We start from the raw sequence: 25,932 nt of genomic DNA, 5'->3' as shown, positions 1-25,932 counted from the left end.
TTAGTGTACATGAATTTAAAATAGCTAGTTTTGTTTATTTAATTCCTTATATAAAACATATTTTAAAGCCGAAATTTCATCTTCGGATAGTTTACCTTCAATCTCAGATAATAATTCATCCTGATTAATTGAGCCGTTTTGTGCTTGTTCCTGGATATCAAGTAATCGATTAACGCCAACTTTTTTTATTAACACACGTGTCGCTTCTTCTTTAGTTTGGAAGGGAAGGTTATCCGGATCTGTATTTGCTGCCTCTCTTACAATCTCTTGAACCTTTGAATCGTTCTCGATATAAGATTTTACTTCAGCTAGTTTTTCATCATCTAAAGTAGATTCCACTTTTTCCATTATTTTTTCGGAGGCGATATTTGTCCCAAAATGCCACACCGCATAGCCAGCTACTCCGAGTAAACCAAGAATTATTACGGTAAATGTTAAAAACTTTTTCATCAACTCACTCCTGACACTTTGAATATAGCACAACTCCCCAGAAACCACGAAGAAAAAATGTTTTCTATCAATGGAAATGAACCATTCTATCAAAGTTAGAAAATTAATAATCTCAACCTTGACACGGAGTTAACTAAATACTAGAATTTTATATAATCAATAGAGTTTTAGAGGTTCCTTTTATCTAAAGTTTGATAGTCACTCCTTTTGGAAATTGATTATCAATCTAAGCCAAAAAGGAAATTAGAATAAAATAAATGGTAGACGATTTAAAGAACCTAAGTAGGTTAGTTAAAAGTAAACCGGCAATTTTCAAAGTATAATGGTTTTTTATTGGAGACTATTATCTTTTTAATTGTCGGTTTTTTTATATATACAATTTGGTAGCAATTGATTTGAAGAGAAAGTTTTTAAGTGCAACCTCTTGGATTCACTGGGTATCAGATGGATTTCAAAGAGATGAAAAATAAATAGCAAAATTTATAAAATCTGAGTTATGGAAGGGAAGGAAGTTATTTGGATAAAACAAAAGGTGTTCTCGAAGCTGAGATTAGTAAAGTGTTAACTCATTGGGAGAAAACTTATCTGGGTCGAGGTTCTGTATCGGTTAAATCAGATATTGTGCGAGATATGGTAGTTGTTGTGTTGAAGGGAGTCTTAACACCTGCAGAGTATTCGGTTTGCCAAGAAAAAGAGGGGTTATTATCAGTAAAAGAAATGCGAAACAGTCTGGTGGAATCCGGGGTGATAGAAATAAAAGAAGCACTATCAAATATTACAGATTTGGAAGTAGTGAGTTTTTATACGGATTTAAGTACTATAACTGGAGAACGCATTATGGTTTTTAAGCTTTCAGAGGATTTACAAAGTAAATTATGATAAAACAATAATACATTTGTTGGTCATACAGGAGGTTGAAAAAATGGATAAGAATACGAAATTAGTATCTCACTTAGATGAAAACCTAAAAAATAATCCTGAAACTAACGAAGATGAAGTGCAGCCAAATTTAAAGAATACGATTGAAAAAAATAGAGAAATAATAGAAAAAAATCGTGAAATGCTCGGTAAATATAAAATTATTCCTCCACTTAAATTGTTGATGTTTTGAAAATTGGTAGGAATGTAAGAGGTGCCAGTCCAAATGTGGGCTGGCATTTTGTAATTTATCTGGTTAACTGATTTGTTTAAGTTAAGGAAGTATTCAATATTTTTTAGTGATAACGGCTCTAGCCTCCACTTTTATTGAAACAAAAAGTAAAAAAGAATTTTATATTTTGTCGAATGAGAGAAGATAGTTTAGAATGATAAGAGAAATGTATTAACTATAGGAAGGAAAGTGAAAGTATGAGTAACGGAATTTTCAAGATACCAACACCTAAAAACGAGCCAGGCAATACATATGCTCCAGGTACAAAAGAAAGAGAAACATTAAAAGCGGAACTAAAACGCCAATCTGAAATGGTAGTAGATATCCCTGTTATTATTAACGGTCAAAATATTAAAACAGATACAGTGAAGCAAGTAGTAATGCCACATGCTCACCAACATGTGTTAGCAAACTACTCAGAAGCTGGAGAGAAAGAATTACGTGATGCTGTCGAGGCTGCTATGGCTGCAAAAGAATCATGGGCTAATATGCCTTGGGAACATCGTGCTGCGATTTTCTTAAAAGCTGCTGATTTAATCTCTGGTCCATACCGTGATGTTATGAATGCGGCAACTATGTTAGGCCAATCTAAAACAGCTATCCAAACTGAAATTGATGCTGCACAAGAATTAATAGATTTCTTACGTTTCGGTGTAGATTATGCAAATCAGATTTATCAAATCCAGCCTGACAGCATGAAGAATGTATGGAATCGTCTTGATTACCGTCCATTAGATGGTTTCGTATTAGCGATTTCTCCATTCAACTTCACTGCAATTGGTGGGAACTTACCAGCAGCTCCTGCAATGATGGGGAACGTAGTTGTTTGGAAACCAGCAACAACGTCTATTCTGGCAAACTACTACTTCATGCGTATTTTAGAAGAAGCTGGATTACCAAAAGGTGTAATCAACTTCGTACCATCTCGTGGATCACAAGTATCTGAAGTAGTATTAACAGACGCTCGCATGGCTGGATTCCACTTCACAGGTTCTACAGCTACATTCCAAACAATTTGGAAAACAGTAGGCGAGAACATTGCAAGCTACAAATCATATCCTCGTTTAGTTGGGGAAACAGGTGGTAAAGACTTCGTATTTGCTCACGAAACTGCACAAGCTGACAAAGTAGTCGCTAACCTTGTTCGTGGAGCGTTTGAATACCAAGGTCAAAAATGTTCTGCCGCTTCTCGTGCTTACATTCCACAAAGCATGTGGGAAGAAGTGAAGAACGGGTTAGTTGAAGAAACTGCTAAGCTTAAAGTTGGGGATGTACGTGACTTCCGTAACTTCATGGGAGCAGTAATCGATAAGCCTGCGTTTGATTCAATTACAAGCTATATCGATTACGCTGCAGCATCTGATGAAGCAGAAATCATTGCTGGAGGTACTTATGATGATTCTGTTGGTTATTTCGTTCAACCGACAATTATTGTAACAACTAATCCAAACTTCAAAACGATGGTTGAGGAAATCTTTGGACCAGTGTTAACAATCTATGTTTATGAAAATGACAAATTAGAAGAAACTTTAGATGCAGTTGATACAGCGTCTATGTACGCATTAACAGGTGCTATCTTTGCACAGGATCGCCAAGCTATTCTTCACTTAGAGAATCGTTTATCTGGTGCAGCTGGTAACTTCTATATCAATGACAAACCAACTGGTGCAATGATTAACCAACAACCATTTGGTGGTTCTCGTGGTTCTGGTACAAACGATAAAGCAGGATCAGTATTTAACATGATTCGCTGGACAACTCCACGTGTCATCAAAGAAAACTTTGCTCCAACAACAGATATTACTTATCCATTCATGGATGAAGAATAAAAAATAATGTAAAGAAGAGGTTAAAGTGAAGTGTTCACTTTAGCCTCTTTTTTTGTTGCATTAATAAAAATAATAATAAGAGAATTGGATATTTATGTTAAAATTAGATTGAGTGAAAATGAGCTTAAAACATTGTTGGAGGGGGGAAGTAGCATGATTATAGTTAGATCAGTTATTTTATGGTTTATTATAACAATTATTATTAATGCATATTTAATGACATTTCCCCTTCCAGTTTTACGAAAAAGAGATTATCCAGCTAACTATGTTATTCAACGAAGCAATAGGATTGATAAACAAACCAAGAGAGAATGTGCAGCATTTTCAACAGCATATGTGTTACGTCATTTTGGTTTAGAGGCTGATGGCGAAGAGTTATATACTAATTTCCCTAGTAAATTGAGGTCAGGCAATGTATATCCAAAGGCAATCCGTACAGTACTAAGAAAAAATGGATTTAAAACAAACTATTATAAAGGAAATATAAATACCTTAAAATACGAGGTTAGTAAAGGAAACCCCGTAATTGTTTTTATCAAAGTACATAAGGAAAGTAAGGATTTGCATTTTGTCCCTGTCATAGGATACGACAAGGAGTATATTTACCTTTCAGAATCATTAAGTCAACTGGTGAATTGTAATGATGAGAACATTGGCTATAATCGTAAAGTTCCTATTAATGAATTTAGGAAATTATGGAATGTGAAAAATATTAATATGCCTCTGTATAGTAATACTTACATCACCGTAGACACCAAAGTTACAAAAAAAGAGATATAAATTTTAATGAAACAGTCTTTAAATGGGGGGGCGGACGGAAATGCGTTACTTTAAAGGATATTGCTTGCTTTTAATCTCCATCTTGCTGTTAACAGGGTGTGCGGATGTAGAAAAATCTCCATCGAATACGAAATTAACCATTAAGTCATACAGCATGAGTGAAAATCAAAGCTTGCTTATTAGTAAAACAGGTGTGGAGCAAATCGAATTTTTCAAGCTGAATGGTACTTTGAAGGAAGAGGATGATTTGCAATTTTCAGTGGAGGTATTTGAAAATGGGAAGTTTAAAGAGGAGCTACTAAAAACTTGGGATGAAGTCCAAACAATATATGAAGACAGCATTATATCATTTGGGATTAGTGACAGTAGAGAAGGAGAGGGCGAGAGCGAAGGAGATCGTTCTTTGAAACTGCTAAATGGTATACCCTCAGGACTTGCTACAACGTTATATCCAAACAGTATGACAGTTTCTACCTTCAGTAAGCTAATCGAAGGAGAAATAACATTAGAAAAAAATAAACCCATTTATTTAGCAGCCTGGCTAGGCACTACAAAAAACGAGTTGCGATCAGGTGGAGGCGGCGATGGCGAGCTTCCAGCAGGTATTGAAGAAGCTGAGCTCGCATTTATTTATAAAGTTTTATGGACCGACAAATAAGATAGCCCTAGTGCCTTCCTTGGTTGAGGAGATTCTTAAGCAAACTCTTGGAGGAGTACCAATAATCTCGGGAATGCATGTGAGTGATAATTTGCATTTGGCCTCTAACTCAATAAGGTGCGAGAATAAGAGGAAATTCTTCGGTTATATGCAGAATGGAGCGCTATTTGGGCTAAATAAGGGGAAATTTTCCTGTTATCAGGAGGAAAACACTCTATTTTAATATTTTTTGAGTGGATAAGGGGAAATTCTTCCGCTATTCTAGCTATTTACCACACTGATTTCCTAATAAGCGGAATTTCTCCGCTTATTCAATCTATTCATAGTCGGAAATGCAATCCATTGGTCAAGCTAATCAGAAAAGCCAGCAAAATAAAAAGGAGCTGAACCATAAACCATGAATCTATTTATTAAATCACTATTCTATACAGCTGCAGTACTAGGATACGGGTATATAAAAAATTACATCGAAACCAACCTGTTAATTGATTTTATTATCCTATTTATTTTAATCGCCATTGTTTCTAAGTTATTTGATAAAGCTAATAAGTTAATAGAAAAAAGAACAGCGTCCATTAGTAAAGCAGATTAGTTCTGTTTAACTGGTGGGGCTTTTTTTATTGTGAAATAGTACCTATTATTGGTAATTGATAAAATTGCATAATTGTTATTGAAATTGATTATCATTATCTATATTATTGAGTTATTGAGAATAATTATCAGTTTTTATATAGATACAAAATTTCTGGAGGTTATTATGGATTTATTTGATGTGACGATTATTGGTGGCGGTCCTGCTGGTTTATATAGTGCTTTTTATAGTGGTTTGCGTAGTATGAAAACAAAAATTATTGAGGTACAGCCGGTTCTTGGTGGGAAAGTGAATATCTATCCTGAAAAGGTCCTATGGGATGTTGGTGGACAGCCGCCAATGCAGGCTCAATTGTTTGTTAAGAATTTAATTAACCAAGCGAATACCTTCGCACCAACAATTTGTTTAAATACAAAAGTAGAAAAGGTTGAGAAGCAGGGAGAAATCTTTGTGATTTCAACAAATAAAGGCGAAATTCATTATTCAAAAACAATCGTTGTGGCTGTTGGTGGTGGTATTTTAAGTCCGATTAAGCTTGAAATAGAAGGTGCAGAAAAGTACGAAATGTCTAACCTTCACTATACAATTCTAGGGTTGGAGCGCTTCCGTGATAAAAAGGTTCTTGTCTCAGGTGGCGGAAATGGTGCAATTGACTGGGCAGTTGAGCTTTTATTTGTCGCTAAAGAGGTTGTAGTTATTTACCGAAAAGACCAATTAACTGCACATGAATCTCAGGTAGATAAGCTAAAAGAGCATGGTGTGGATATTATGCTTAACTCTGAAATTCACTCTGTAATTTCAAATGATAGTAAATCTGCAATTGAGAAAGTAGTTATTTCACAAAATGGAGAGCTTCATGAAATTGAGGTCGATGATGTACTGATTAGTCATGGCTACAATCGTGAGGTTTCTTTGGAATTCGCTCGCAATATCCAACCTATTCGTAAAGATGATTACTATTTAGTGAGCTTGGGTCAATGTAAGACATCTGTTCCTGGAATTTTTGGGGCAGGGGATATTATCTCTTACGACGACAAAGTTGGCTTATTGATTGGTACATTCCAGGATGCAGTGCTTGCGGTTAATAATGCGAAAAAGTATATCGATCCGAAGGCTGACCAATATGGTATGGTTTCTTCTCATAATGAGAAATTTGCAGAGATGAATAAAGAGCTTTTAGAAGAATTATTCTGTAAGACAGAAGCTAGTAGTCTGTAAATTTAAAATCTTATTGACAGTTAGTAAATTTTGGTTTACATTCATGATAATGATAATCATTCTCGATTGGGTGTAAGCCATTAACTACCAATCGGCTGATACATCAAAAAAATAGATTGGTAGGGATATATATGCGAAAGAAAAAATCATTTTTACTCATGCTGACTTTGTCACTGATGGCGATTTTTGCATTAGTTGGCTGTTCTAGTCAGTCTTCAACAGAAGAGAAGGAAGAAAAAGAACCAGAGGCTTCAACAGAAACAGAAGCTGATTCACAATATCCAATGACGATTAAGCATGCTTTAGGTGAAGCTGTTATAGAGAGTAAACCAGAACGTGTTGTAACAATTCAATGGGCAAATCATGATGTTGCTTTGGCATTAGGTGTTGTACCAGTAGGTTTTTCAGCAGCAAACTTTGGTGTCCAGGACGATAGCGGTTTACTGCCATGGACAAAAGAAAAGTTAGATGAACTTGGTGTTACAGCTCCAAATGTTTTCCAGGATACGGACGGTTTAGATTTTGAAGCAATCTCTGATGCAAACCCAGATGTAATTCTAGCAGCATACTCTGGTATTACACCTGAGGATTATGAGCTACTATCTCAAATCGCTCCAGTTGTGGCATATCCAACTGCACCTTGGGCTACTACATGGCGTGAGCAGGTTGAGTACAATACAGCAGGTATGGGCATGAAAGAGGAAGGCGAACAGTTAATCAAGGATACTGAGAAATTGATAGCTGATAAATTAAGTGCTTATCCTCAAATCGAAGGTAAAAAAGTAGTGTGGGTGAACTTCTCGGCAGAGGATTTATCTCAATTACACATTTACACACCAATCGATTCTCGTGTAGCATTTTTAGGGGAATTAGGGATGACACATCCAGAGAGTATTACGGAATTAATAACTGATCCAAATAGTTACTCTTTAAATTTAAGTGCAGAAAATGTAGAAGCTTTATTTGATGCTGATTTAATCGTTGGATATGGTGATGATGCACTTTACGAAACGATTAAGGCAGATCCTTTACTAGGTAAAATTCCAGCAATAGAAAGAGGCTCTGTGGCGTTTATTACAAGTGAGACGCCATTAGTAGCAGCGGGAACACCAAACCCACTTTCAATTGCTTATACGATTGATGAATATTTAGAATTAATTGGTGGGGCAATTGATAAGATTGAAAAATAGTTCCTCTAATTCTAAAAAAAAGCAGCTAGATATACATGCACCAAAGCATTTTTCACTGATTTTAGTGATAGGACTGATTCTTCTACTAGTGACAGTTTTTGCTTCTCTTGTATTAGGAGCTAGAGTGGTCAGCTTTCAAGAATTAATGGATGGGTTATTTTATCAGAACCAAGATTCCTATGGCGCAAATGTCGTTCAGAAACGAATTTCACGAACAGTATTTAGCTTGTGCTGTGGTGTGGCATTAGGAATTGCCGGTGTGCTTATGCAATCTGTGACACGAAACCCATTAGCTGATCCTAGTATTTTAGGTGTTAATACAGGTGCGTCCCTGTTTGTAATCATTGGTATTACATTCTTTCATATCAATACAGCAGGACAGTATATTTGGTTAGCTTTAATCGGGGCTGCTATTACAGCAGTGTTCGTATTTGGAATAGGCTCTATGGGGCGTGGTGGCGCTACGCCAATTAAATTAGTCTTAGCTGGAGCTGCAACTAGTGCAGCTCTTTCTTCACTTGTAACGGCAATTATGATTCCAAGTACATATGCAATGGATCAATTTAGATTTTGGCAAGTAGGAAGTGTTGGTTCAGGATCATGGGATTCAATTGCCATATTCATTCCTTTTTTAGTCACTGGTGTGATAATAGCTTTGGTATCAGCACCAGCACTTAATGCATTAGCGCTAGGCGATGATGTTGCAACAGGTCTAGGCGTTAGACCGGGTATGCTACGATTCTTCGCGATTTGCGCAGGTGTTGTTTTATGTGGAGTAACGACGGCTTTAGCAGGTCCAATTGGTTTTATCGGTCTATTAGCAACTCATGCTATGCGTTTAGTTATTGGACCAGACCTACGCTTCTTAATCCCTATGTCTGCTTTAGCAGGGGCAATCATTCTAACCTTCTCTGATGTTGTTGGTAGATTGATAGGAAGTCCTGGAGAGCTTGAGGTAGGTATTATTACAGCGTTTATTGGTGCACCAATCCTAATCTTACTAGCTAAGAGATCGAAGGTGAGGTCATTATGAGAAAGCAAACTGGTGAAGTGAATTTTATAATGGAGGGCATGCGTCAAAGAAGAAGACGCTGGCTTTTTGTCACATCTATATTAGTCATCATAGCAATCGGTCTATGCTGTGCAATGTTATTGTTAGGAAACACGATTTATCCAGTTAATGTGGTGATGCGTTCTTTAATGGGTGAGGAAATTACAGGTGCTAATTTCGCTATCAATACAATACGACTTCCACGAATGATAACAGGCGTGTTTGCAGGATTTGCCTTTGGTGTTGCCGGTTATATTTTTCAGACAATGCTAAGAAACCCATTGGCTAACCCCAATATTTTAGGTATCACATCTGGTTCAAGTGTGGCTGCTGTATTTTGCATTGTTGTTCTCCATACAAGTAATACAGTTGTATCGATTGCGGCAATACTCGGGGGCTTAGTAACGGTAATCGTTATGTATTTCTTATCTCGCGGGCGATCGTTTTCAATTGGCCGATTAATCATTATCGGAATTGGAATGCAGGCAATGCTAGATGCTGTCATTTCGTATTTGATACTTAAAAGTGCACAGCAGGATATTGCAGCGGCACTGAGATGGTTAAGTGGAAGCTTAAATGGCTCTAAAATGACTGAGGCAATTCCTTTGGTAATGTTGGTAATTATCTTCACACCGATTTTGTTAGTGCTTGGTAAGCAGTTAAGTATGCTGGAATTAGGTGAACAAATGGCGACTTCTCTTGGCGTAGCTACTGATAAAATGAGGGTTACATTAATAATAAGTTCGGTTATTTTAATCGCCATTGCAACGGCGACAACTGGACCAATAGCCTTTGTATCCTTTTTAGCAGGCCCAATTGCGAATCGACTAGTTGGTGTTAGTGCGTCAAATATTCTCCCGGCAGGTTTAGTTGGTGCGATTTTAGTATTATTTGCAGATTTAATAGGACAGTTTGCATTTGAATATCGATTCCCAGTAGGTGTTATTACGGGAATACTCGGCGCACCATATTTAATTTATCTAATTATCCGAATGAACCGAAAAGGAGAATTGTAATGAGTAACACACATGTTTTTCGAGTCGACAATTTAGTTTCAGGCTATGAAAATAAAACGATTATCCATGGAATTGACCTAGAAATTCCAAGAAATAAAATTAGTGTTATCATCGGTGCAAATGGCTGTGGAAAATCCACTCTTTTAAAAACGATGGCGAAGCTGATTAAGCCTACAGAAGGTGACGTTACGTTAAACGGTAAAGCTATCAACAAATATCCTCCAAAGCAGCTGGCACGTATTTTAGGGCTACTACCGCAATCACCAGTTGTACCTGAGGGGATTACTGTTGCAGATCTAGTTGGTCGAGGCAGGTTTCCACACCAATCCTTATTTAGTGGATGGTCAAAAAAGGATTATGAAGCTGTAGAAGAAGCAATGGAGTTCATGAATATTAAAGAGTTTGCAGATCTTGATATTGATGAGCTATCAGGTGGACAAAGACAGCGTGTGTGGATTGCTATGGCACTTGCACAGCAAACCGATATATTGTTTCTGGACGAACCTACTACCTTTTTAGATATTACATATCAGGTAGAAATTTTAGACTTATTAACAAATTTAAATCGAAAATTCGGCACAACAATTGTGATGGTATTGCACGATATTAATCTCTCGGCACGCTATGCAGACCATATTTTTGCGGTGAAATCAGGGAAGCTTGTTGCAGAAGGAAAACCTACAGATGTACTGACTGCCGACCTGGTGAAAACAGTATTCGATTTAAATTGTGTTGTCATTCCCGATCCGATTTCAGATACGCCATTAATAATTCCAAAAGGACGTTATCATGTGAAAGATGAGAGTGCAACGCTATAATATTGTTCTAATATAATATGTTTGCAAGGTTTTAAATGTATAGATGGGCTTAGAAATAGGGATATTGTTAGAGTGGAAGCTCAAAACAATATCCTTTTTCCTATTTTGTTATTTAAATAGTGAAGATAGTGATTGATTAATGGGTAAAATGACTTTTCGTTTTTTTATTATAAAATGTTATTATTGTATAATAATTTTATGATGTGTAGGAGGGAATACCCTGATGAATAAAATTGAATCCTTGGAGCAATTCATAAGCTCAATTCCTGCTTTTAAAACAGCTGTTCCAGTCGATTTATCGATTGCAGTTTGTGATTTAGAAAAATTTGTTGCCTATTTCCCCGGAGACAATATTAACTTAAATATAAAGATTGGTCAGAAATTTCAACCAGGTGAACCCCTTGTTATCGCACTTAAGGAAAATAAGCGTCTACAGGCAGAGGTGCCAGCTGAATTTTATGGATTTGAATTTACAGGTACTGCCTTACCATTACGTAATAATCAAGGAAAAGTAATTGGAGGCATTGCTGTACAGCATCGAAAACAAACGGAGCTAAGACAAGTATCAGAGCGAATTTTGAACTCATTAATTCAAGCTGACGAACAAATCAGTACGATTACAAACAGCTCTAATTCCCTTGTAGATGTAGCTAGCCATTTACTACAACAGTCTGAACTAGCAGACAAAAGTGTAAAACAGACCTCTGAAGTATTATCCATTATTAAACGTGTAGCAGATCAGACGAATCTATTAGGCTTAAACGCGGCAATCGAAGCAGCACGTGCTGGAGAAAAAGGGAAGGGCTTCGAGGTTGTTGCAAACGAAATCCGTAAGTTCTCAAAGGAAACAGTCGAATCGACTCAGCAAATTAAAGATACTTTAGCCCAGATACAGGATGTAACGAAGCAGATGGGAGAAGCAATTGCCCAAATTTCTGCAGTTGGTCAGGAGCAAGCTGCATCTGTTCAACAGGTTTCCCATTTCGTAAAAGACATCCATGAGCTGTCTAACGAATTAAACAAATTAGCAACAAAATTATAGTAGTAAACAATAATCGCAAAACACTAACAAGTGATGCTGCATATATTAAGTGAAACCACGTTATACATAATGATAGCGTGGTTTTTATCTTACATATATAATAGAACTAAGGAAAATTATAGTAATAAAAAAATCCTCCCAATAATTAGGAGGACAAAACAATTACAGACTGGTTTGGTAGTTAAAAGGTAGTTTTCAAACGGAAAAATCAAATCTTATTAATATTAATAGTAACCGATTAACCAAGCCATTGGTTTAATCTCTGGAGTAGTTGTTACAACAACTGCTGCTGCGATAACTGCTAATTTCATAATGGTAGTAAACTTTTTCATAATCTTTCATTCCTTTCGTTAGAAATTTAATATAATGAAATTGTACTAAATAGAGTTAAAATATGGCTAAACTGTAAACTATATTATACAAAGAAGAGAGGGGAAATATATAATGGAAATAGGGCAGGTTATAAGATATATACGTACTAATAAAAAAATCACTCAACAGGATTTAGCAACTGCGATTGGCATGACACGTCCCTATATTGCAAGAATTGAATCAGGGAAAAATAGTATTTCCTCCGATAAGCTAACAGAAATACTTGAGTATTGTAATGTGACTTATAATGAGTTTTTCTACATAAAAAATGATTATAAACCTTCATCTAAAATGAATGAGTTTAATAGAGTAATTGAATTGTACTATGCCAATAATATGGAAGAAATATTAAAAATTAAAAAGACTGTTAGTGAGCAATACGAAAAGAATGGGGACATCTTTTTAAGACATTTATATATACTGTGCCATTGTATAGAAAATGATCTAGATTCATCTAAGGTAAATGAAGAATATATTAAGGAAATAACAGATTACTTATTAAGTATGGACGAGTGGTGCTACCATGAGCTGGCAGTAATGAATAATTTTATTCTCTTATTCCCTCCAGAAACAGCATTTTTAATGACAAAAAACTTATTAAAACGAGCGGATAAATATAAGGGACTAAATTTAGATAAAAATATGCTTAGTTATATATTCTTCAATCTTTTAGAATGTAGTTTCAAATATGGAGGCTATTACTATTCAAAGATTGTATTGGATGCAACCAAAAATTATTATAAAAACGTATCGGACTTCTTTCAGCAAACTTTAATAATCTATTACGAAGGTATGCTAAATATCGTAGAAAATTCAATCGAAGAAGGAATTGCGAAGTGTGAACGTGCCTTCATAATTTTCCAAACGTTAGGTCATGAGAGTATCTATCAAAAATACAAAGCAGATTTAGAAGAATTGTTAAGTAAAGTGAAAAATAAAGAGGCTACAGCTGAAGAAGTATAAAATAGTGTACAAAAAATAAAAAACCCCCATAAGTAGGATTAAATTAATATAACTACTAAGGAAATTTAATCATTCCAATTTGCCTACGAATTTTTTTGACTAGTTATTTTGATTTAGATTATGGGGGTCGATTATGAATAATTATTCTTATTTATATAGGAAAAATATAGTTTATATAGCGATTGGCTTAATAGCCCTTACTCTATTAAGTGAATTTATTTTTTCTAAAGAGAACTCAATTTCCAACAATATAATCTTTTCTATTCTGATTGTTTTGTTGCTGTATCTTGTAATTTGTGTTAAATCAATCTTTACAGGTACTATTAATACTTTACGTGATACTGAACAAAGGTTAAAGGAATCTGAAAAAGAGAAGCATTTTATGTCTTATTATGATGGTGTGACAAGGCTCCCAAACGAACGTTATATAGTAGAGCAAATTAATAATACTTGGCAGAACGGCACATCACAAATAGCATTAGTGGTTTTTGAAGTGGATCGCTTAACACACCTTAAAAGCTCTTTGGGTTCAAAGTATACCAATCGAATACTCGAACTGATTGTAGAAAGGTTACAATGTAGATTTCCGAATTACATTGTTGGGAAAATACAAGAAGACCAATTTGTGATTTTATTGGAAAATAAAAATGAAAAAGAGACTTTTCAAAGATTATGTAAGCAGCTTATTGATTTAATTGAAAAACCGTTTAACATTCAGCAATTGACGCTAAATATGAAAGTAAATGTAGGGGTTGCATACTCTCCAGAGGATGCAAAAACTGCGGAGGATTTTTTGAAATATGCTCAGTTTGCTATGTATGAAGCGAGAAGGGTACCTGAACAATATAGGTTATTTGAGCCGACTATGGCTTGTTCTCGTGAAGAACGGTTATTGCTTGAAAAGGACTTATACAAAGCATTAGAAAACAATGAATTATTTCTTCAATATCAGCCACAGCTTAAATTAAAAACAAAGCATGATTTTTCAATGGAAGCTCTTGTACGCTGGAATCATCCAGAGAAAGGGCTAATACCACCCGGTGACTTTATTCCACTAGCAGAAGAATCTGGCACAATTGTCCCGATAGGAAAATGGGTCTTAGAAACAGCTTGTAGACAAACAAAAGAACTGCAAGAAACAATAGGCCAGCAAGTAACTGTTGCTGTTAATTTATCACTTCGCCAGCTTTATCATGAGAACTTTGTAAAAGTAGTAAGTTCAATTTTAGAGGAAACACAGCTTCCACCAAAAAGTCTGCAGCTTGAAATTACAGAATCCATGACGATGGATAAGAACTTTTTACTGCCTATCCTACATGATTTAAAGGCATTAGGAGTAACGATTGCTTTAGATGACTTTGGAAAAGGGTATTCATCCATTTCCTATTTAAAGGATTTACCGATTGATTGTTTGAAAATTGACCGAGAATTTGTAAATAATATGAGCGAGGACGAGCGTGAGCCATTAGTGGACTTGATCATCTCCATGGCAAAGCATTTAAATTTAAATGTGGTAGCTGAGGGAGTGGAAACAATGGAGCAATTCAATTATTTATTGAATAGTGATTGTGATGCAATGCAGGGCTACTTAATAAGTAAACCTATCTTGTTTGAGACAATTATTAACAATTGCAGATGCTTGAATAAGAAGGATTTACATTGCGATTTGCAGTCAGAATATTATAGCTTGATCAAACAAATATTTAATCGAAAAAAAGAGCAATCTCATAAGTGAGATTGCTCTTTGAGCTTCAATATTAAAGTTTAGTAACGTTAGAAGCTTGTGGTCCGCGGTTTCCTTCTTCAACTGAGAATTCAACTTTTTGACCTTCTTCTAAAGTTTTGAAACCGTCGCCTTGGATTGCAGAGAAGTGTACGAATACATCGTTTCCACCTTCAACTTCGATAAATCCAAAACCTTTTTCTGAGTTAAACCATTTTACTGTACCTTGTGTCATGTTAATAGACCTCCAAAAAATTTAATCAATAATTAATTACTTCAAAATACTATAAAAAATTCACACATTACAAAAAGTACCGAACGTTCACGATTACTTTTTGTAACATGTGAATTCATTAGATATGAAGCAATATAATTATTATACTTTTGATTATACAAGGTGATTACAGAATTGTCTAGAGATAAATAAAAAAATGGAAATTTAATTTGTAAATTCAGTATATTATTAAGCTTTAGGGTACTTATATATTGGGTTCAAGGTCAAGGATACCAATATTTCTTCTTATATACGCAGAAAACTCCTTTTAAATATAGATATAAAAAATTTCCAACTTGAATATGATATAGTAGGAATAGAATGAATTATGTGATTATAGAAGTTTATCTTACAATTATCAGAAGTTTGTTTATGTAAATGGGGTGTGTGTAATTGGATAAAGTTTTCGTCATTGGTGATATACATGGTTGTTATAGCTTACTTGAGTCCATCTTAACGAAATGGAATCCGGAAGAAGAACAACTAGTTTTTTTAGGGGATTATCTTGATAGGGGACCTGAAAGCTTAAAGGTTCTTGAAAAAATCATGCAGTTATCACGGGATTATGAGGCAGTAACATTAAGTGGCAATCATGAGCAATTGTTTTTGGGCTGGCTGGATAAACCAGAGGAGCTTTCTGAATATTATTTCAATCCAAAGGTTGGGGGAGCAGCTACTGTCCAAAGCTTATATAATGATGCTACTTTTAACATTGCCACAACGAATCTTTCTGTAAAAGAAATGACAGCGAAAATTCAAAAAGAGCATTCTAAAATCGTTGAGTTTGTAAAGGGTTTACGACGTTTTTATCTATGGGGGCCATTTCTTTTTGTTCATGCAGGGATTTCTTCAGCAGTAGAAAATTTTCGAGATACCAAAGAAGAGGATTTATATTGGATTCGAGAAGAGTTTTATAATGTCCCTCATAAAGCAAAGGAAATTGTTGTATTTGGTCACACACCAACAGTTTTGTTAAATGAAGATAAATCGAGTAATGTCTGGATTTCATCCTGCAAAAAAAAGCTAGGCATCGATGGAGGCGGAGCAATTTTCGAACGTGGCCAGCTTCATGGTGTAGTTTTTACAAAGGGTTCAAAAGAAATTACCATTCACTCAGTTGGGTTAACTTCAGCTTTAACAACAAAAACAATCGATTTGGAATTATAAAAGGAATGCTTCATAATTTTACGGATTCACTTAATGTGGGTTCGTTTTTTATTTATCTAAATAAAGATTTTTGGCATCCGATTCTTTTTGGATGGTATAGTTAAAGTAGTGAGGTGGAAGGAAATGGCTAATAAAGTAGAACATATTTTTAAGCTCCAAACAAGCTGGGACGGTGGAAGAAACGATACAGGTGAAATCCATTGTGAAAAGCTACAAACAACTATGTCGATTCCTAAGGAAATGGGTGGTCCTGGTATTGGAACAAATCCCGATGAATTACTTTTAAGTGCCGCAGCTAGCTGTTATATTATTTCTCTTGCTGCAATGCTCGAACGCTCTAATGTAAAAGCACGATTAGTTCTTCAATCTGACGGAATTGTCCAAGTGGAAAATAATATTTTTACCTATAAACAAATTATTCACCATATTGAAGTTTTCCTACATGAAAAGAATGAATCGCATATGCGAATTGCTAGACGACTAGCCTTAAAAGCAGAAGAAACCTGCATGATTAGTAAAGCGTTAAGAGGGAATGTAGATATTGCAGTAGATTGTAAAATAGTAGAGTAAATAGAATACCTAGAAAGCGAGTGTAGGGAATGACAATTATTAAACCAATCCTTTTAATAGTACTCGTGGCCGTTTTTACCTTTTTTATAAGTGGTCGTTTAATAGGGGCAAACGTAAATCTGTTTAAGAGGGTCTTTTCAGTTATTATCAGTGTGTGTTTTACAACCTTCATCTATTGGTATACGTATTTAAAGGGAACGGTATATTCCTTTGATAATGTTGAAAGTGTTGTGAATGTAGCAACCTTGCTGTGGATTGGAAGTATGCTGCTTATCTCGATGCTGATTTATTTATTATTTGAGCTCTTTGATCCGATTGCATTTGATGAAAAATCAGGTCGGCACAATGGCAAAAAATCCTTTTTCAAAAAATTAATTGGCTATTGGAGACATCAAAAAAGATTACGTAATGTTGTCAAAATCGCTGTAACGAATGGCATTACAAGAACGGTAAAGTATGCTAGAAATCGGGACTCAGACCGTGAGCTGGCGATAGCATTACGAGAAACTCTTGAGCAATGCGGCGGTATCTTTATAAAATTTGGACAGGTTCTTTCAACTCGTAAGGAATTATTTTCTCCTATTTTTATCGAAGAGCTAGAAAAGCTACAGCAAAATGTTACGACACTTTCAGAAAAACAAGTACATGATATTCTTAAACAGTACCTACGTGGTGAGGTAGATGAGGTATTTTCTTATTTTAATATAACACCAGTTGCAGCGGCCTCCATTGGTCAGGTACATAAAGCAGTTTTACGAAAAACAAATGAGCAAGTGGTTGTCAAACTATTACGTCCCGACGTAAAGGATATTATGCGTGAGGATCTCAGTATTCTAATGGAGTTTGCCAACTGGATAACAGGTAAATCACAATGGGCAGAAAGTCTGGGCTTCAGAGATTTAGCAGAGGGATTTGCTGCTTCTTTACGGGAAGAAATTGACTTTAATATTGAGGCACGCAATATGACGCAAATATGTAATGTATTGAAGAAAAGTAAGCTAAGCGTCAATATTCCTAAGGTATATGATGAATATAGCAATGAAAACATATTAGTGATGGATTTAGTACCGGGTGTGAGTGTCGGCAATTTACCGCAAGAAACAGGGATGAGCCGTCACGATATTGCAGAAAACATACTGTTCTCTTACTTAGAACAAGCTTTGGTTTCAGGGATTTTTCATGCAGATCCTCACCCAGGCAATATCTATTACGACGTTACGTCAAAAGAAATTACGTTATTAGATTTTGGCGCGGTTTGTCGCTTGTCTTCTTCTCAGCAGGAAGGGTTAAAATTTTTCTTCATCGGAATCCAACAAAGTGATTCCTCTATTCTTTATGATGGAATTTCACTGCTGGTAAAAAAGCGAACTGATATAGATCGAGGAGAACTGGAGCATGCTATTAGCCAAATTTTACTGAAGATTTCATATGTAGATCGTATTCGAACAGACGAAATTGTTTACTCAATCTTCTCAGTAATAAGAGATTTTGGTTTGCAATTCTATCCGTCTGTCAGTCTAGCGCTAAGAGTAATCGTTACGCTAGATGGCACTTTACGTATCATTGACCGAGATTTCAACATTTTTGAAGAAGCGAAGGTGTATTCAAGTAGCTTCCTGAAATTCACATTGAAGAAGCCTTTCAAGGAACCATTTGCAACCAAGGATAGATTGGAAGAGGAGCTAGCGTTAATCCTACCGAATTTGCGCAAAATACCTCGAAGGGTTGACCAGCTCTTCAAAAAGGTTGAGGATGGAAAGGTTATTTTGCATCATGACATTTTCTCGGATAAGAATAATACAAAATTTATTACCCAGTTATTTTCAAGATTTGTATTACTCTTTGTTGGTATTACATTTGGCGTAATTTCAGTTGCTTTACTAGCGATTTCTCAGGTCATTCACACGGCTTATGCCATTTACTTAAATATTGCTGCCTACTTTGGCCTGTTTTTATGTGCTATCCTACTCGTTCGCCTATCTATACAAGCGATTCGGGATATGAAACGAAACGAATAAATAATAAGAAGTCCTTTTCATAATTTTGAAAAGGGCTTTTTTGTGTGAGGTTTTTTGAATTTATTTCCTTTTTAGGATTATAAATGAAGTTGATTGTTAATAATTAGGGGAAAGAGTTTGAGAAACAAGTAAAGATAAACTCTAGTAAATCTAATGTTTAAGAGAGGTATTTGAGAGGGGTGAGAGAAGGTTTGATAGTTTTGAAATAGCTTGAAATGAAATTATATTTTTAAAGCTTTGTGAAATTCGATTTTGGTTGAGATTATTTGCGTTCTAGTGGAATGTGACTAGCGTTACTCAGGAAATGGTTTATTACCTAGGAAATATTTCATTAGCGGTAAAAAGGTATTTTAACAAAATAATTTTTGGATAAATCGTGGGAATCGAATATATGAATAATTATCGGTAGGTATATTTTTTGCATAAAATTAATATGAAAATAATAGATAACTTTTACGAAATGCTAGAGAAATTCAAATGTCGAAGGAGTGTCGTTCATGCTACAAATCAGTAGGAAATTATTTGCACTGCCGTTGAACCAAGTTTATTTTCAAGAGTTGAAGTGTGATAGTAGGTATGAACCAAAGCTTATTAGTTATACACATGTCTTAAAGCCAAGTCGGAAGCTACAGGGTAAATCAACCCTCCATATAAATTTAACACTAGACGAGCCTACTTTATTTTATAGATTGTCTGAGAAAGTCATTAATCTCTTGGATGAAATTCACGAGGAGAATTGGACAATTTCTAGAATAAATAGTCCAACTGATCAGGATATTGAAGAATATCATCAGTTTTATAATTTGAACTCCAGACAAAAGGATGCTCGAAAGCTAAACAAATATGATTTACAAACGTTGAAGCTTCTTCGCGATCAAGGTGGATTAGTAATAACGAAGATAGAAAATGAACAGAAGGCAGTTGTTTATTATCGCATATATGCTGTTGGCCTGGAGATGGTAATGGAATTGTATAGCGAGGGACAAGGAGTATTTAATGACAGAATAGAACAGTGTGCCAATTATTTTTTATGCTGGCAAAATATAAAGCATTTTAGCAAGCAAGGTTACCAGATTTATGATTTTGGTGATATTAAGGATTTGCAGCTTTTAGAGGAGTTAAAAGAAGGCTTCGGTGGAAAGCTGGTAACCGTCTTCTCAGGCTATATTTCAAAATCTCCTTTTAGTCAGCTGCTTATACAATTCAATTTAAAGGGCTTGAAAAAACGGCTAAGTTATTAAGAGAGAAGTTAATCAATTCCAATTTCCCCTTTAAATTAATTGAGTACGAATTAATTAACAATTCAATTGTCATCTTATCTATCGATAGTTTTGTTATAATAAGAGCACTAGATTTAGAGAGGATTTTTCATGATGACAAATAAACCACATCTTTTAATAGTCGATGGAATGGCTCTGTTGTTCCGTTCCTTCTTCGCTTCAAGTGCAATGGGGCATTACATTCGTTTAGCTGATGGAACTCCGACGAATGGGGTACAAGGATTTGCCCGCCATGTATTAACAGCCCAATCTATTTACAAGCCAACACATTTAGCGGTGTGCTGGGATATGGGTTCGCAAACCTTCCGAAATGAAATTTTTGATGGCTACAAAGCAAATCGTCCGGCACCACCTGAAGAAATGCTCCCACAATTTGATATGGCAAAGGATGTATCTAAGATGATCGGCTGGCAGAACTTTGGTGAGGTTGGGATGGAGGCAGATGACCTAATCGGTTCCATGATTGAAAAGTGGAAGGATGAAGCAACGATTACGGTTATTTCTGGAGATAAAGATTTACTTCAATTACTCAATCCATCAACTCAAATAGCCTTTACGAAAAAGGGATATTCCGAGTACGATGTTTATACAGAAGAACGCTTTAAGGAAGAGTACTTAATTGAACCATATAAGTTCGCTGATGTGAAAGCTTTTATGGGTGACACAAGTGACGGTTATCCTGGTGTTAAGGGAATTGGCCCGAAAACAGCTTTACAGCTAATCCAAAGCTACGGTTCTATCGATGGTGTACTGGAGAATTTAGCTGCACTAAAGCCAGCACAACGTAATAAAGTAAGTGAAAATCTTGAAATGCTGAAGCTTTCTCATCAGTTAGCGCAGATTCAAAGAGAAATGCAAATTGATGTACAATTAGAGGAGCTAGTGTTAGCTGATTATGCTCATGAAACCTTTGAACGTCTTGAAGGAAAAGGGCTAAGCTTGATTGCAAAGCATGCAAGATCTTTATATTCGTTAGTATAAACGGAAAGAGCCGCGGTGATTAGGGTATCACTTCGGCTCTATTTTTACGAAGGTCAGTACTTTATGGTTATCTGCATAGCGAACCTTTCTAATTTGGCTATCCCGATTGCGCCCGCCATTATCATGAAGGATTAGGAAGAGCTCATCATTGGCGAGTTCATAGCCAATTAATGGTGTCCAGTGATATTTAAAGGTTGGTTTAGTGAACCATTGGAAAGTAAAATGCTTATCAAATTTCATAGCAACAGGTCTACCTGCCTCTAGCTCTTTTAGACTTTCTGCTAGTGTACAGCGTGAGATATTCCAGCTGGGTCCTAGGATTTTTCGTAAATTTTTTATGAGGCGCCAAGTAAACAAACCGATTTTTGTTCCGCCAAGTAGCTTATAAAGTGTATTGATATCCTTTGTTTGTTCTAAGCCATGATAATTTAAAATGACAGATACTGTAGTTGGCCCACAAGCAGAGTTTTGATAGTGCGCGTTTACTTCTTTGTTATATTGGGACATTCCTTGTACATTTAGTTGAACTCTCATTTTTTCACCTCATACCTTCTTTCTAATATCATATGGTAAGTAAGGGATTCTGTACAAAAGAATGCTATAATTTAATAAGAAATATTAAAAAGAGAATGATTGAAAAGCTAAGGGGGAGCACGATGGTACAATACAAAGCTTTATTATTTGATTTAGATGAGACATTGTTAGACTTTGCGGCTTCAGAGGATATTGCCTTACAAAAGTTATTTAGTGATCAAAATTTTTCATTAACACCTGACATAAAAGCCAACTACCAGAAGATCAATACTGCATTATGGAAGGGCTATGAAAATGGTGAAATAGATCGAGATGAAGTCGTTAATACGAGATTTGCACTGTTATTTGAACAGTATGGAATCCAGGTAGACGGCGCAGCTCTCGAGCAAAACTACCGAAAATATTTAAGTGAAGGCTATTATTTAATAGAAGGTGCGATGGAATTAATTCAAAAACTTTCTACTGAATTTGATTTATATGTTGTGACAAATGGTGCGTCGATTATACAGCAAAAAAGGTTAGAGGGCTCAGGCCTGGCGCCGTATTTCAAAAAAGTATTTGTTTCAGAGGATACGGGCTATCAAAAACCGATGAAGGGCTTTTTCGATTATGCTTTTTCTCAAATTGAAAGCTTAGATTTAAGCACGACATTAATCATCGGAGATTCCTTCAGTGCTGATGTAACTGGTGGCTGGAATGCCGGTATCGATACGTGCTGGGTAAACAGGGAAGGGAGCGAGTTAGCTAATACTGACATTCACCCTACTTATAAAATCCGTGAGTTAGAGGAATTATACTGGATTTTGGGATTGAAGGATTACAGTGGTGCAGGGAATTTAGTTTTATAATTAGTAGAGATTGAAGTTGTTTTTGAAGCAGGGGAACGAGCATATAAAAAAGAAAAACATCGACCGTGATGTTTTTCTCGCTACTCTAACATTCTAGTTATTTTCCTTCTTTCCTTCGGCTTGTTACAGTTTCTCCAGCAATACCCCAGTTATCAGTGTCAACCTCGTCGATAACTACTACAGTTGTTGCTGGGTTTTTACCTAGGACATCTACTAGCAATTGAGTTGCTCCTTTAATAAGGGCAGCTTTTTTTTCTGGTGTCACATCTTCATTAGTTATTTTGATATTTACATAAGGCATTTTGTTCATCCCCTTAGAATTGATTCCATATCAGTTGGACTTAACTAAACTTGCACAGAGCAAAAAAGCTATGAAGTAAGTTTTGAAAAACTTATTCATAGCCCAAAGACATACAAAAGCCAAATTAAGCTTGAGCGTTTAAGAATTCTTTCACATCTTCTGGAGATTTAGCGTTTGCACTGTGTAAGTGTGCTAGTTTTTCACCGTTTTTGAAGATTAATAAACTTGGAATACCCATTACTTGATATTTCTCTGCTAATTCAGGGAATTCATCACGATTCATTTCATACCATGTGTATTGGCTGTATTCTTCAACAATTGGGTCGATAAACATATTCATGCGTGTGCAATCTGGACACCAGCCAGCGTAGAACTTTACGATTACCGGTTGCTCTGATACGATGATTTCGTTAAATTGTTCATTTGTAGTAATGTCTTGCATTATAATCACTCTCCTTATATGTAGTGTACACATTTTAAATTATTCGGAAAAGTAATTTGACTTACTGAATGATTGTTCATAAAATATAGATAACTCTAGTAAATCAATAAAAAACCTTCCGAATTTTTTAGAAAATTAAGTTAAAAGTTATTGCTAAATTTGAGGAAATCAACTACACTAAGAACAGAAAACGTGATTTAAAGAATTAAATTTTATGAATTTATTTTTTTTCGGCATAAAATGAATGAGTATTCATTCAAAGGATTAAGGGGGATATTTATGTCTTACAAAATTCAAAAAGCAGCCGTACTCGGTTCAGGGGTAATGGGATCAGGAATTGCAGCACATTTAGCAAATATCGGGATTCCAACATTATTATTGGATATTGTTCCAAGGGAGCTTACGAAGGAAGAAGAAGCAAAGGGTCTTAATTTAGAACACGCTGCTGTTCGAAATCGTTTTGCAGCAAGTGCAGTTCAAAAGCTATTAAAGCATAAACCAGCACCATTAACTTCAAAGAAAAATTTAGCACTGATTACTCCAGGAAATTTTGACGATCACCTAGATCAGCTAAGTGACGTTGACTGGATCATTGAAGTGGTTGTTGAAAATTTAGATATTAAAAAGAATCTTTTTGAAAAAATAGATTTAGTCCGAAAGCCAGGGACGATTATTAGTTCAAATACATCGGGTATCAGTGTAAATGCTATGGCTGAGGGACGTTCTGAAGACTTCCAAAAGCACTTTTTAGGAACACACTTCTTTAACCCGCCAAGATACTTAAAGCTACTAGAGGTTATTCCAACTGAACAAACGTTACCTGAGGTTGTTTCGTTCATGAAAACGTTTGCTGAGGATGTATTAGGTAAAGGGGTAGTAATCGGTAAGGATACACCAAACTTTGTTGCAAACCGTATCGGGACATATGGTTTACTAGTTACGTTAAGAGAAATGCTGGAGCGTGGTTATTCAGTAGGTGAAGTTGACTCAGTTACTGGAACGCTAATTGGTCGAGCAAAATCAGCGACTTTCAGAACACTTGATGTTGTAGGATTAGATACTTTCCTACACGTTGCAAAAACAGTTTACGATCAAACAACTGATGAAGAGCAAAAAGTGTTTGAAGTACCAGAGCTAATGAAGAAATTAGTAGATAATGGTTGGTTAGGTGCGAAATCTGGTCAAGGCTTCTTCTTGAAAAAGGGCAAAGAAATCCTTGAGATTGACCCTTCAACTTTTGAATATGTACCCGCAAAGAAATTACAAACACCTTCTATAGAAATGGCAAAACAAACAAAGGGACTTCCAAATAAAGTGAAGACACTTGTTTATGCCAACGATCGTACGGGTGAATTATTATGGAACATCTTTGCTCCAACATTAATTTATTCTGCTGAAATGACAGGTGTTATTGCTGACAGTATCGTTGAAATTGATAATGCCATGAAGTGGGGCTTCGGTTGGTCGCAGGGTCCATTTGAAATGTGGGATTCTATCGGTGTTCAAAAATCAGTAGAAAAAATGGAGGCTGAAGATAAAGAAGTACCTGGCTTCGTGAAAGAGTTTTTATCTCAAGGCTTTGAATCCTTCTATACAGAGCTAGATGGTGACTTAGCTTATTACAATGGTTCAGAGTATGTAAAAGTACCGGTTAACGAAAAAGTAATTGATTTAAAGCGTTATAAGAAAAAGCAAGGGGTCATTAAATCAAATTCTGGTGCTAGTTTAATAGATTTAGGGGATGGAGTTGCTTTACTTGAATTCCATTCGAAATCAAATGCAATTGGCCTTGATATTATTCAAATGCTGAATTTTGCAATCGATGAGGTTGAAGCGAATTTCAAGGGGCTAGTCATCGGAAACCAAGGTAAAAACTTCTGTGTAGGTGCAAATCTTGGCATGATTCTAATGGAAGCTCAGGATGATAACATTTTTGAATTAGACTATACAATTCGTGCATTCCAAAAAGCGATGCGACGAGTGAAATACAGTAAAAAGCCTGTTGTCGCTGCACCATTTGGCATGACACTAGGTGGCGGTTCAGAGGTGTGTTTACCAGCTGCTCATATTCAAGCATCTAGCGAAACATATATGGGCTTAGTTGAAGTAGGTGTAGGTTTGATTCCAGGTGGTGGAGGTAACCTAGCACTTTATGAGAAGTACTTAAAAGGTCTACCAAACGGAGTAGAAATTGACTATCAAGCTATTGCTAACAAAGTATTTGAAACGATTGCCATGGCTAAGGTTTCAACATCAGGTGAAGAAGCACGCGATAATAACTTCTTAAGCTTTGCTGATGGAATTTCGGTTAATCCAGATCATTTAATCCATGATGCAAAACAGGCAGTACTTGCATTATCAGAAGCTGGTTATACAGCGCCGGCTCCGAAAAAAGTGAAGGTTGTTGGAGCGCCAGGCTATGCAACGTTATTACTCGGTGCACAAGGTATGTTCCAGTCTGGCTTCATCAGTGAGCATGATTTGAAAATTGCGAAAAAGCTTGCCTATGTTATTGCAGGGGGGCTTGTACCATACGGAACTGAAGTAACAGAAGACTATTTACTAAACTTAGAGCGCGAGGCATTTTTAAGCCTTGTAGCAGATCCGAAATCACAAGCAAGAATGCAGCACATGCTTATCAAGGGGAAACCATTACGTAACTAAT

25 protein-coding genes and 1 pseudogene are annotated in these 25,932 nt (G+C 35.9%); 21 read left to right on the top strand and 5 right to left on the bottom strand.

Annotation, left to right across the window (positions count from 1 at the left end; genetic code table 11):
- Positions 1-24: 24 nt before the first annotated feature.
- Positions 25-450 (bottom strand): hypothetical protein, encoded by a 426-nt coding sequence (locus tag BJ095_RS09990; protein WP_107935099.1) that lies wholly within the window; start codon positions 448-450, stop codon positions 25-27.
- 516 nt (positions 451-966) lie between these two features.
- Between BJ095_RS09990 and BJ095_RS09985 the strand changes: the two genes are divergently transcribed.
- From BJ095_RS09985 to BJ095_RS09920, 14 genes and pseudogenes are all read left to right on the top strand, one after another.
- Positions 967-1,329: a DUF2294 domain-containing protein gene (locus tag BJ095_RS09985; RefSeq protein ID WP_107935098.1), complete on the top strand. Its 363-nt coding sequence runs from the start codon at positions 967-969 to the stop codon at positions 1,327-1,329.
- Positions 1,330-1,372: 43 nt separating this feature from the next.
- Complete coding sequence (locus BJ095_RS09980; protein WP_107935097.1) at positions 1,373-1,561, top strand: multidrug transporter; 189 nt, start codon at positions 1,373-1,375, stop codon at positions 1,559-1,561.
- Positions 1,562-1,797: 236 nt separating this feature from the next.
- Complete coding sequence (pruA, locus tag BJ095_RS09975) at positions 1,798-3,429, top strand: L-glutamate gamma-semialdehyde dehydrogenase (RefSeq protein ID WP_107935096.1); 1,632 nt, start codon at positions 1,798-1,800, stop codon at positions 3,427-3,429.
- Positions 3,430-3,459: 30 nt separating this feature from the next.
- Complete coding sequence (locus BJ095_RS09970; protein ID WP_235867629.1) at positions 3,460-4,209, top strand: C39 family peptidase; 750 nt, start codon at positions 3,460-3,462, stop codon at positions 4,207-4,209.
- 40 nt (positions 4,210-4,249) lie between these two features.
- The gene (locus tag BJ095_RS09965; protein WP_107935095.1) at positions 4,250-4,867 is read left to right on the top strand and encodes a hypothetical protein; all 618 of its coding nucleotides are present in this window, start codon (positions 4,250-4,252) and stop codon (positions 4,865-4,867) included.
- Between the two features lie 397 nt (positions 4,868-5,264).
- On the top strand, positions 5,265-5,459 hold the full coding sequence (locus BJ095_RS09960; protein ID WP_107935094.1) for a hypothetical protein: 195 nt from the start codon (positions 5,265-5,267) through the stop codon (positions 5,457-5,459).
- A gap of 165 nt (positions 5,460-5,624) precedes the next feature.
- Positions 5,625-6,677: an NAD(P)/FAD-dependent oxidoreductase gene (locus BJ095_RS09955; RefSeq protein WP_181418025.1), complete on the top strand. Its 1,053-nt coding sequence runs from the start codon at positions 5,625-5,627 to the stop codon at positions 6,675-6,677.
- 131 nt (positions 6,678-6,808) lie between these two features.
- Entirely contained in the window at positions 6,809-7,867 is a 1,059-nt protein-coding gene (locus BJ095_RS09950) for an iron-siderophore ABC transporter substrate-binding protein (protein WP_107935093.1), read from the top strand.
- Positions 7,857-8,900: a FecCD family ABC transporter permease gene (locus BJ095_RS09945; protein WP_181418024.1), complete on the top strand. Its 1,044-nt coding sequence runs from the start codon at positions 7,857-7,859 to the stop codon at positions 8,898-8,900. The genes BJ095_RS09950 and BJ095_RS09945 overlap by 11 nt, the downstream gene beginning before the upstream one ends.
- Entirely contained in the window at positions 8,897-9,934 is a 1,038-nt protein-coding gene (locus BJ095_RS09940) for a FecCD family ABC transporter permease (RefSeq protein WP_107935092.1), read from the top strand. Before BJ095_RS09945 ends, BJ095_RS09940 begins: the two co-directional genes overlap by 4 nt.
- Complete coding sequence (locus BJ095_RS09935; RefSeq protein WP_107935091.1) at positions 9,934-10,752, top strand: ABC transporter ATP-binding protein; 819 nt, start codon at positions 9,934-9,936, stop codon at positions 10,750-10,752. The genes BJ095_RS09940 and BJ095_RS09935 overlap by 1 nt, the downstream gene beginning before the upstream one ends.
- A 712-nt stretch (positions 10,753-11,464) precedes the next feature.
- A pseudogene (locus BJ095_RS19510) lies at positions 11,465-11,794 on the top strand (methyl-accepting chemotaxis protein); the annotation flags it as partial.
- Positions 11,795-12,238: 444 nt separating this feature from the next.
- Positions 12,239-13,129, top strand: coding sequence for a helix-turn-helix domain-containing protein (locus BJ095_RS09925; RefSeq protein ID WP_107935089.1), 891 nt, complete (start codon positions 12,239-12,241; stop codon positions 13,127-13,129).
- Between the two features lie 133 nt (positions 13,130-13,262).
- Positions 13,263-14,864, top strand: coding sequence for a putative bifunctional diguanylate cyclase/phosphodiesterase (locus tag BJ095_RS09920; RefSeq protein WP_107935088.1), 1,602 nt, complete (start codon positions 13,263-13,265; stop codon positions 14,862-14,864).
- A 22-nt stretch (positions 14,865-14,886) separates the two neighbouring features.
- Here the strand turns inward: BJ095_RS09920 and BJ095_RS09915 are convergent, their stop codons facing one another.
- On the bottom strand, positions 14,887-15,087 hold the full coding sequence (locus BJ095_RS09915) for a cold-shock protein (protein ID WP_036201146.1): 201 nt from the start codon (positions 15,085-15,087) through the stop codon (positions 14,887-14,889).
- Positions 15,088-15,519: 432 nt separating this feature from the next.
- Here BJ095_RS09915 and BJ095_RS09910 point away from each other — a divergent pair, with 432 nt between their 5' ends.
- The 5 genes from BJ095_RS09910 (at position 15,520) to BJ095_RS09890 (ending at position 21,142) form a co-directional block, all read left to right on the top strand.
- Entirely contained in the window at positions 15,520-16,293 is a 774-nt protein-coding gene (locus BJ095_RS09910; RefSeq protein ID WP_107935087.1) for a metallophosphoesterase family protein, read from the top strand.
- A 123-nt stretch (positions 16,294-16,416) separates the two neighbouring features.
- Positions 16,417-16,863: an SACOL1771 family peroxiredoxin gene (locus tag BJ095_RS09905; protein WP_107935086.1), complete on the top strand. Its 447-nt coding sequence runs from the start codon at positions 16,417-16,419 to the stop codon at positions 16,861-16,863.
- 29 nt (positions 16,864-16,892) lie between these two features.
- A complete protein-coding gene (locus BJ095_RS09900) occupies positions 16,893-18,881 on the top strand; it encodes an ABC1 kinase family protein (protein WP_107935085.1) in 1,989 nt (662 codons plus the stop codon).
- A gap of 497 nt (positions 18,882-19,378) precedes the next feature.
- The gene (locus tag BJ095_RS09895; protein ID WP_107935084.1) at positions 19,379-20,122 is read left to right on the top strand and encodes a hypothetical protein; all 744 of its coding nucleotides are present in this window, start codon (positions 19,379-19,381) and stop codon (positions 20,120-20,122) included.
- Between the two features lie 132 nt (positions 20,123-20,254).
- Complete coding sequence (locus BJ095_RS09890) at positions 20,255-21,142, top strand: 5'-3' exonuclease (RefSeq protein WP_181418028.1); 888 nt, start codon at positions 20,255-20,257, stop codon at positions 21,140-21,142.
- A gap of 27 nt (positions 21,143-21,169) precedes the next feature.
- On the opposite strand, the gene BJ095_RS09885 is transcribed toward BJ095_RS09890, so the two are convergent.
- Positions 21,170-21,676: a C39 family peptidase gene (locus BJ095_RS09885; protein WP_107935082.1), complete on the bottom strand. Its 507-nt coding sequence runs from the start codon at positions 21,674-21,676 to the stop codon at positions 21,170-21,172.
- A gap of 122 nt (positions 21,677-21,798) precedes the next feature.
- Between BJ095_RS09885 and BJ095_RS09880 the strand changes: the two genes are divergently transcribed.
- Positions 21,799-22,524, top strand: coding sequence for a YjjG family noncanonical pyrimidine nucleotidase (locus BJ095_RS09880; RefSeq protein ID WP_107935081.1), 726 nt, complete (start codon positions 21,799-21,801; stop codon positions 22,522-22,524).
- Between the two features lie 97 nt (positions 22,525-22,621).
- Here the strand turns inward: BJ095_RS09880 and BJ095_RS09875 are convergent, their stop codons facing one another.
- A complete protein-coding gene (locus BJ095_RS09875) occupies positions 22,622-22,825 on the bottom strand; it encodes a 2-hydroxymuconate tautomerase family protein (RefSeq protein WP_107935080.1) in 204 nt (67 codons plus the stop codon).
- 124 nt (positions 22,826-22,949) lie between these two features.
- Positions 22,950-23,267 carry a thioredoxin family protein gene (locus BJ095_RS09870; RefSeq protein ID WP_107935079.1) on the bottom strand — a complete coding sequence of 106 codons (318 nt, stop codon included), beginning with the start codon at positions 23,265-23,267 and terminating at the stop codon, positions 22,950-22,952.
- Positions 23,268-23,546: 279 nt separating this feature from the next.
- On the opposite strand from BJ095_RS09870, the gene BJ095_RS09865 reads away from it, so the two are divergent.
- Positions 23,547-25,931 (top strand): 3-hydroxyacyl-CoA dehydrogenase/enoyl-CoA hydratase family protein, encoded by a 2,385-nt coding sequence (locus BJ095_RS09865; RefSeq protein ID WP_107935078.1) that lies wholly within the window; start codon positions 23,547-23,549, stop codon positions 25,929-25,931.
- The last annotated feature ends 1 nt before the right edge of the window (position 25,932 follow it).

The sequence above is a fragment of the Ureibacillus chungkukjangi genome, from assembly GCF_003217295.1.
Classification (GTDB): domain Bacteria; phylum Bacillota; class Bacilli; order Bacillales_A; family Planococcaceae; genus Ureibacillus; species Ureibacillus chungkukjangi.
This window is presented reverse-complemented; position numbering and strand designations above follow the sequence as displayed.

What these genes read in the sequence shown, in the direction of transcription:
- BJ095_RS09990 (WP_107935099.1), bottom strand. Translation starts at nt 450, where the DNA reads ATGAAAAAGTTTTTAACATTTACCGTAATAATTCTTGGTTTACTCGGA.
- BJ095_RS09980 (WP_107935097.1), top strand. Translation starts at nt 1,373, where the DNA reads ATGGATAAGAATACGAAATTAGTATCTCACTTAGATGAAAACCTAAAA.
- pruA (WP_107935096.1), top strand. Translation starts at nt 1,798, where the DNA reads ATGAGTAACGGAATTTTCAAGATACCAACACCTAAAAACGAGCCAGGC.
- BJ095_RS09965 (WP_107935095.1), top strand. Translation starts at nt 4,250, where the DNA reads ATGCGTTACTTTAAAGGATATTGCTTGCTTTTAATCTCCATCTTGCTG.
- BJ095_RS09960 (WP_107935094.1), top strand. Translation starts at nt 5,265, where the DNA reads ATGAATCTATTTATTAAATCACTATTCTATACAGCTGCAGTACTAGGA.
- BJ095_RS09955 (WP_181418025.1), top strand. Translation starts at nt 5,625, where the DNA reads ATGGATTTATTTGATGTGACGATTATTGGTGGCGGTCCTGCTGGTTTA.
- BJ095_RS09950 (WP_107935093.1), top strand. Translation starts at nt 6,809, where the DNA reads ATGCGAAAGAAAAAATCATTTTTACTCATGCTGACTTTGTCACTGATG.
- BJ095_RS09940 (WP_107935092.1), top strand. Translation starts at nt 8,897, where the DNA reads ATGAGAAAGCAAACTGGTGAAGTGAATTTTATAATGGAGGGCATGCGT.
- BJ095_RS09935 (WP_107935091.1), top strand. Translation starts at nt 9,934, where the DNA reads ATGAGTAACACACATGTTTTTCGAGTCGACAATTTAGTTTCAGGCTAT.
- BJ095_RS09925 (WP_107935089.1), top strand. Translation starts at nt 12,239, where the DNA reads ATGGAAATAGGGCAGGTTATAAGATATATACGTACTAATAAAAAAATC.
- BJ095_RS09920 (WP_107935088.1), top strand. Translation starts at nt 13,263, where the DNA reads ATGAATAATTATTCTTATTTATATAGGAAAAATATAGTTTATATAGCG.
- BJ095_RS09915 (WP_036201146.1), bottom strand. Translation starts at nt 15,087, where the DNA reads ATGACACAAGGTACAGTAAAATGGTTTAACTCAGAAAAAGGTTTTGGA.
- BJ095_RS09905 (WP_107935086.1), top strand. Translation starts at nt 16,417, where the DNA reads ATGGCTAATAAAGTAGAACATATTTTTAAGCTCCAAACAAGCTGGGAC.
- BJ095_RS09900 (WP_107935085.1), top strand. Translation starts at nt 16,893, where the DNA reads ATGACAATTATTAAACCAATCCTTTTAATAGTACTCGTGGCCGTTTTT.
- BJ095_RS09895 (WP_107935084.1), top strand. Translation starts at nt 19,379, where the DNA reads ATGCTACAAATCAGTAGGAAATTATTTGCACTGCCGTTGAACCAAGTT.
- BJ095_RS09890 (WP_181418028.1), top strand. Translation starts at nt 20,255, where the DNA reads ATGACAAATAAACCACATCTTTTAATAGTCGATGGAATGGCTCTGTTG.
- BJ095_RS09885 (WP_107935082.1), bottom strand. Translation starts at nt 21,676, where the DNA reads ATGAGAGTTCAACTAAATGTACAAGGAATGTCCCAATATAACAAAGAA.
- BJ095_RS09880 (WP_107935081.1), top strand. Translation starts at nt 21,799, where the DNA reads ATGGTACAATACAAAGCTTTATTATTTGATTTAGATGAGACATTGTTA.
- BJ095_RS09875 (WP_107935080.1), bottom strand. Translation starts at nt 22,825, where the DNA reads ATGCCTTATGTAAATATCAAAATAACTAATGAAGATGTGACACCAGAA.
- BJ095_RS09870 (WP_107935079.1), bottom strand. Translation starts at nt 23,267, where the DNA reads ATGCAAGACATTACTACAAATGAACAATTTAACGAAATCATCGTATCA.
- BJ095_RS09865 (WP_107935078.1), top strand. Translation starts at nt 23,547, where the DNA reads ATGTCTTACAAAATTCAAAAAGCAGCCGTACTCGGTTCAGGGGTAATG.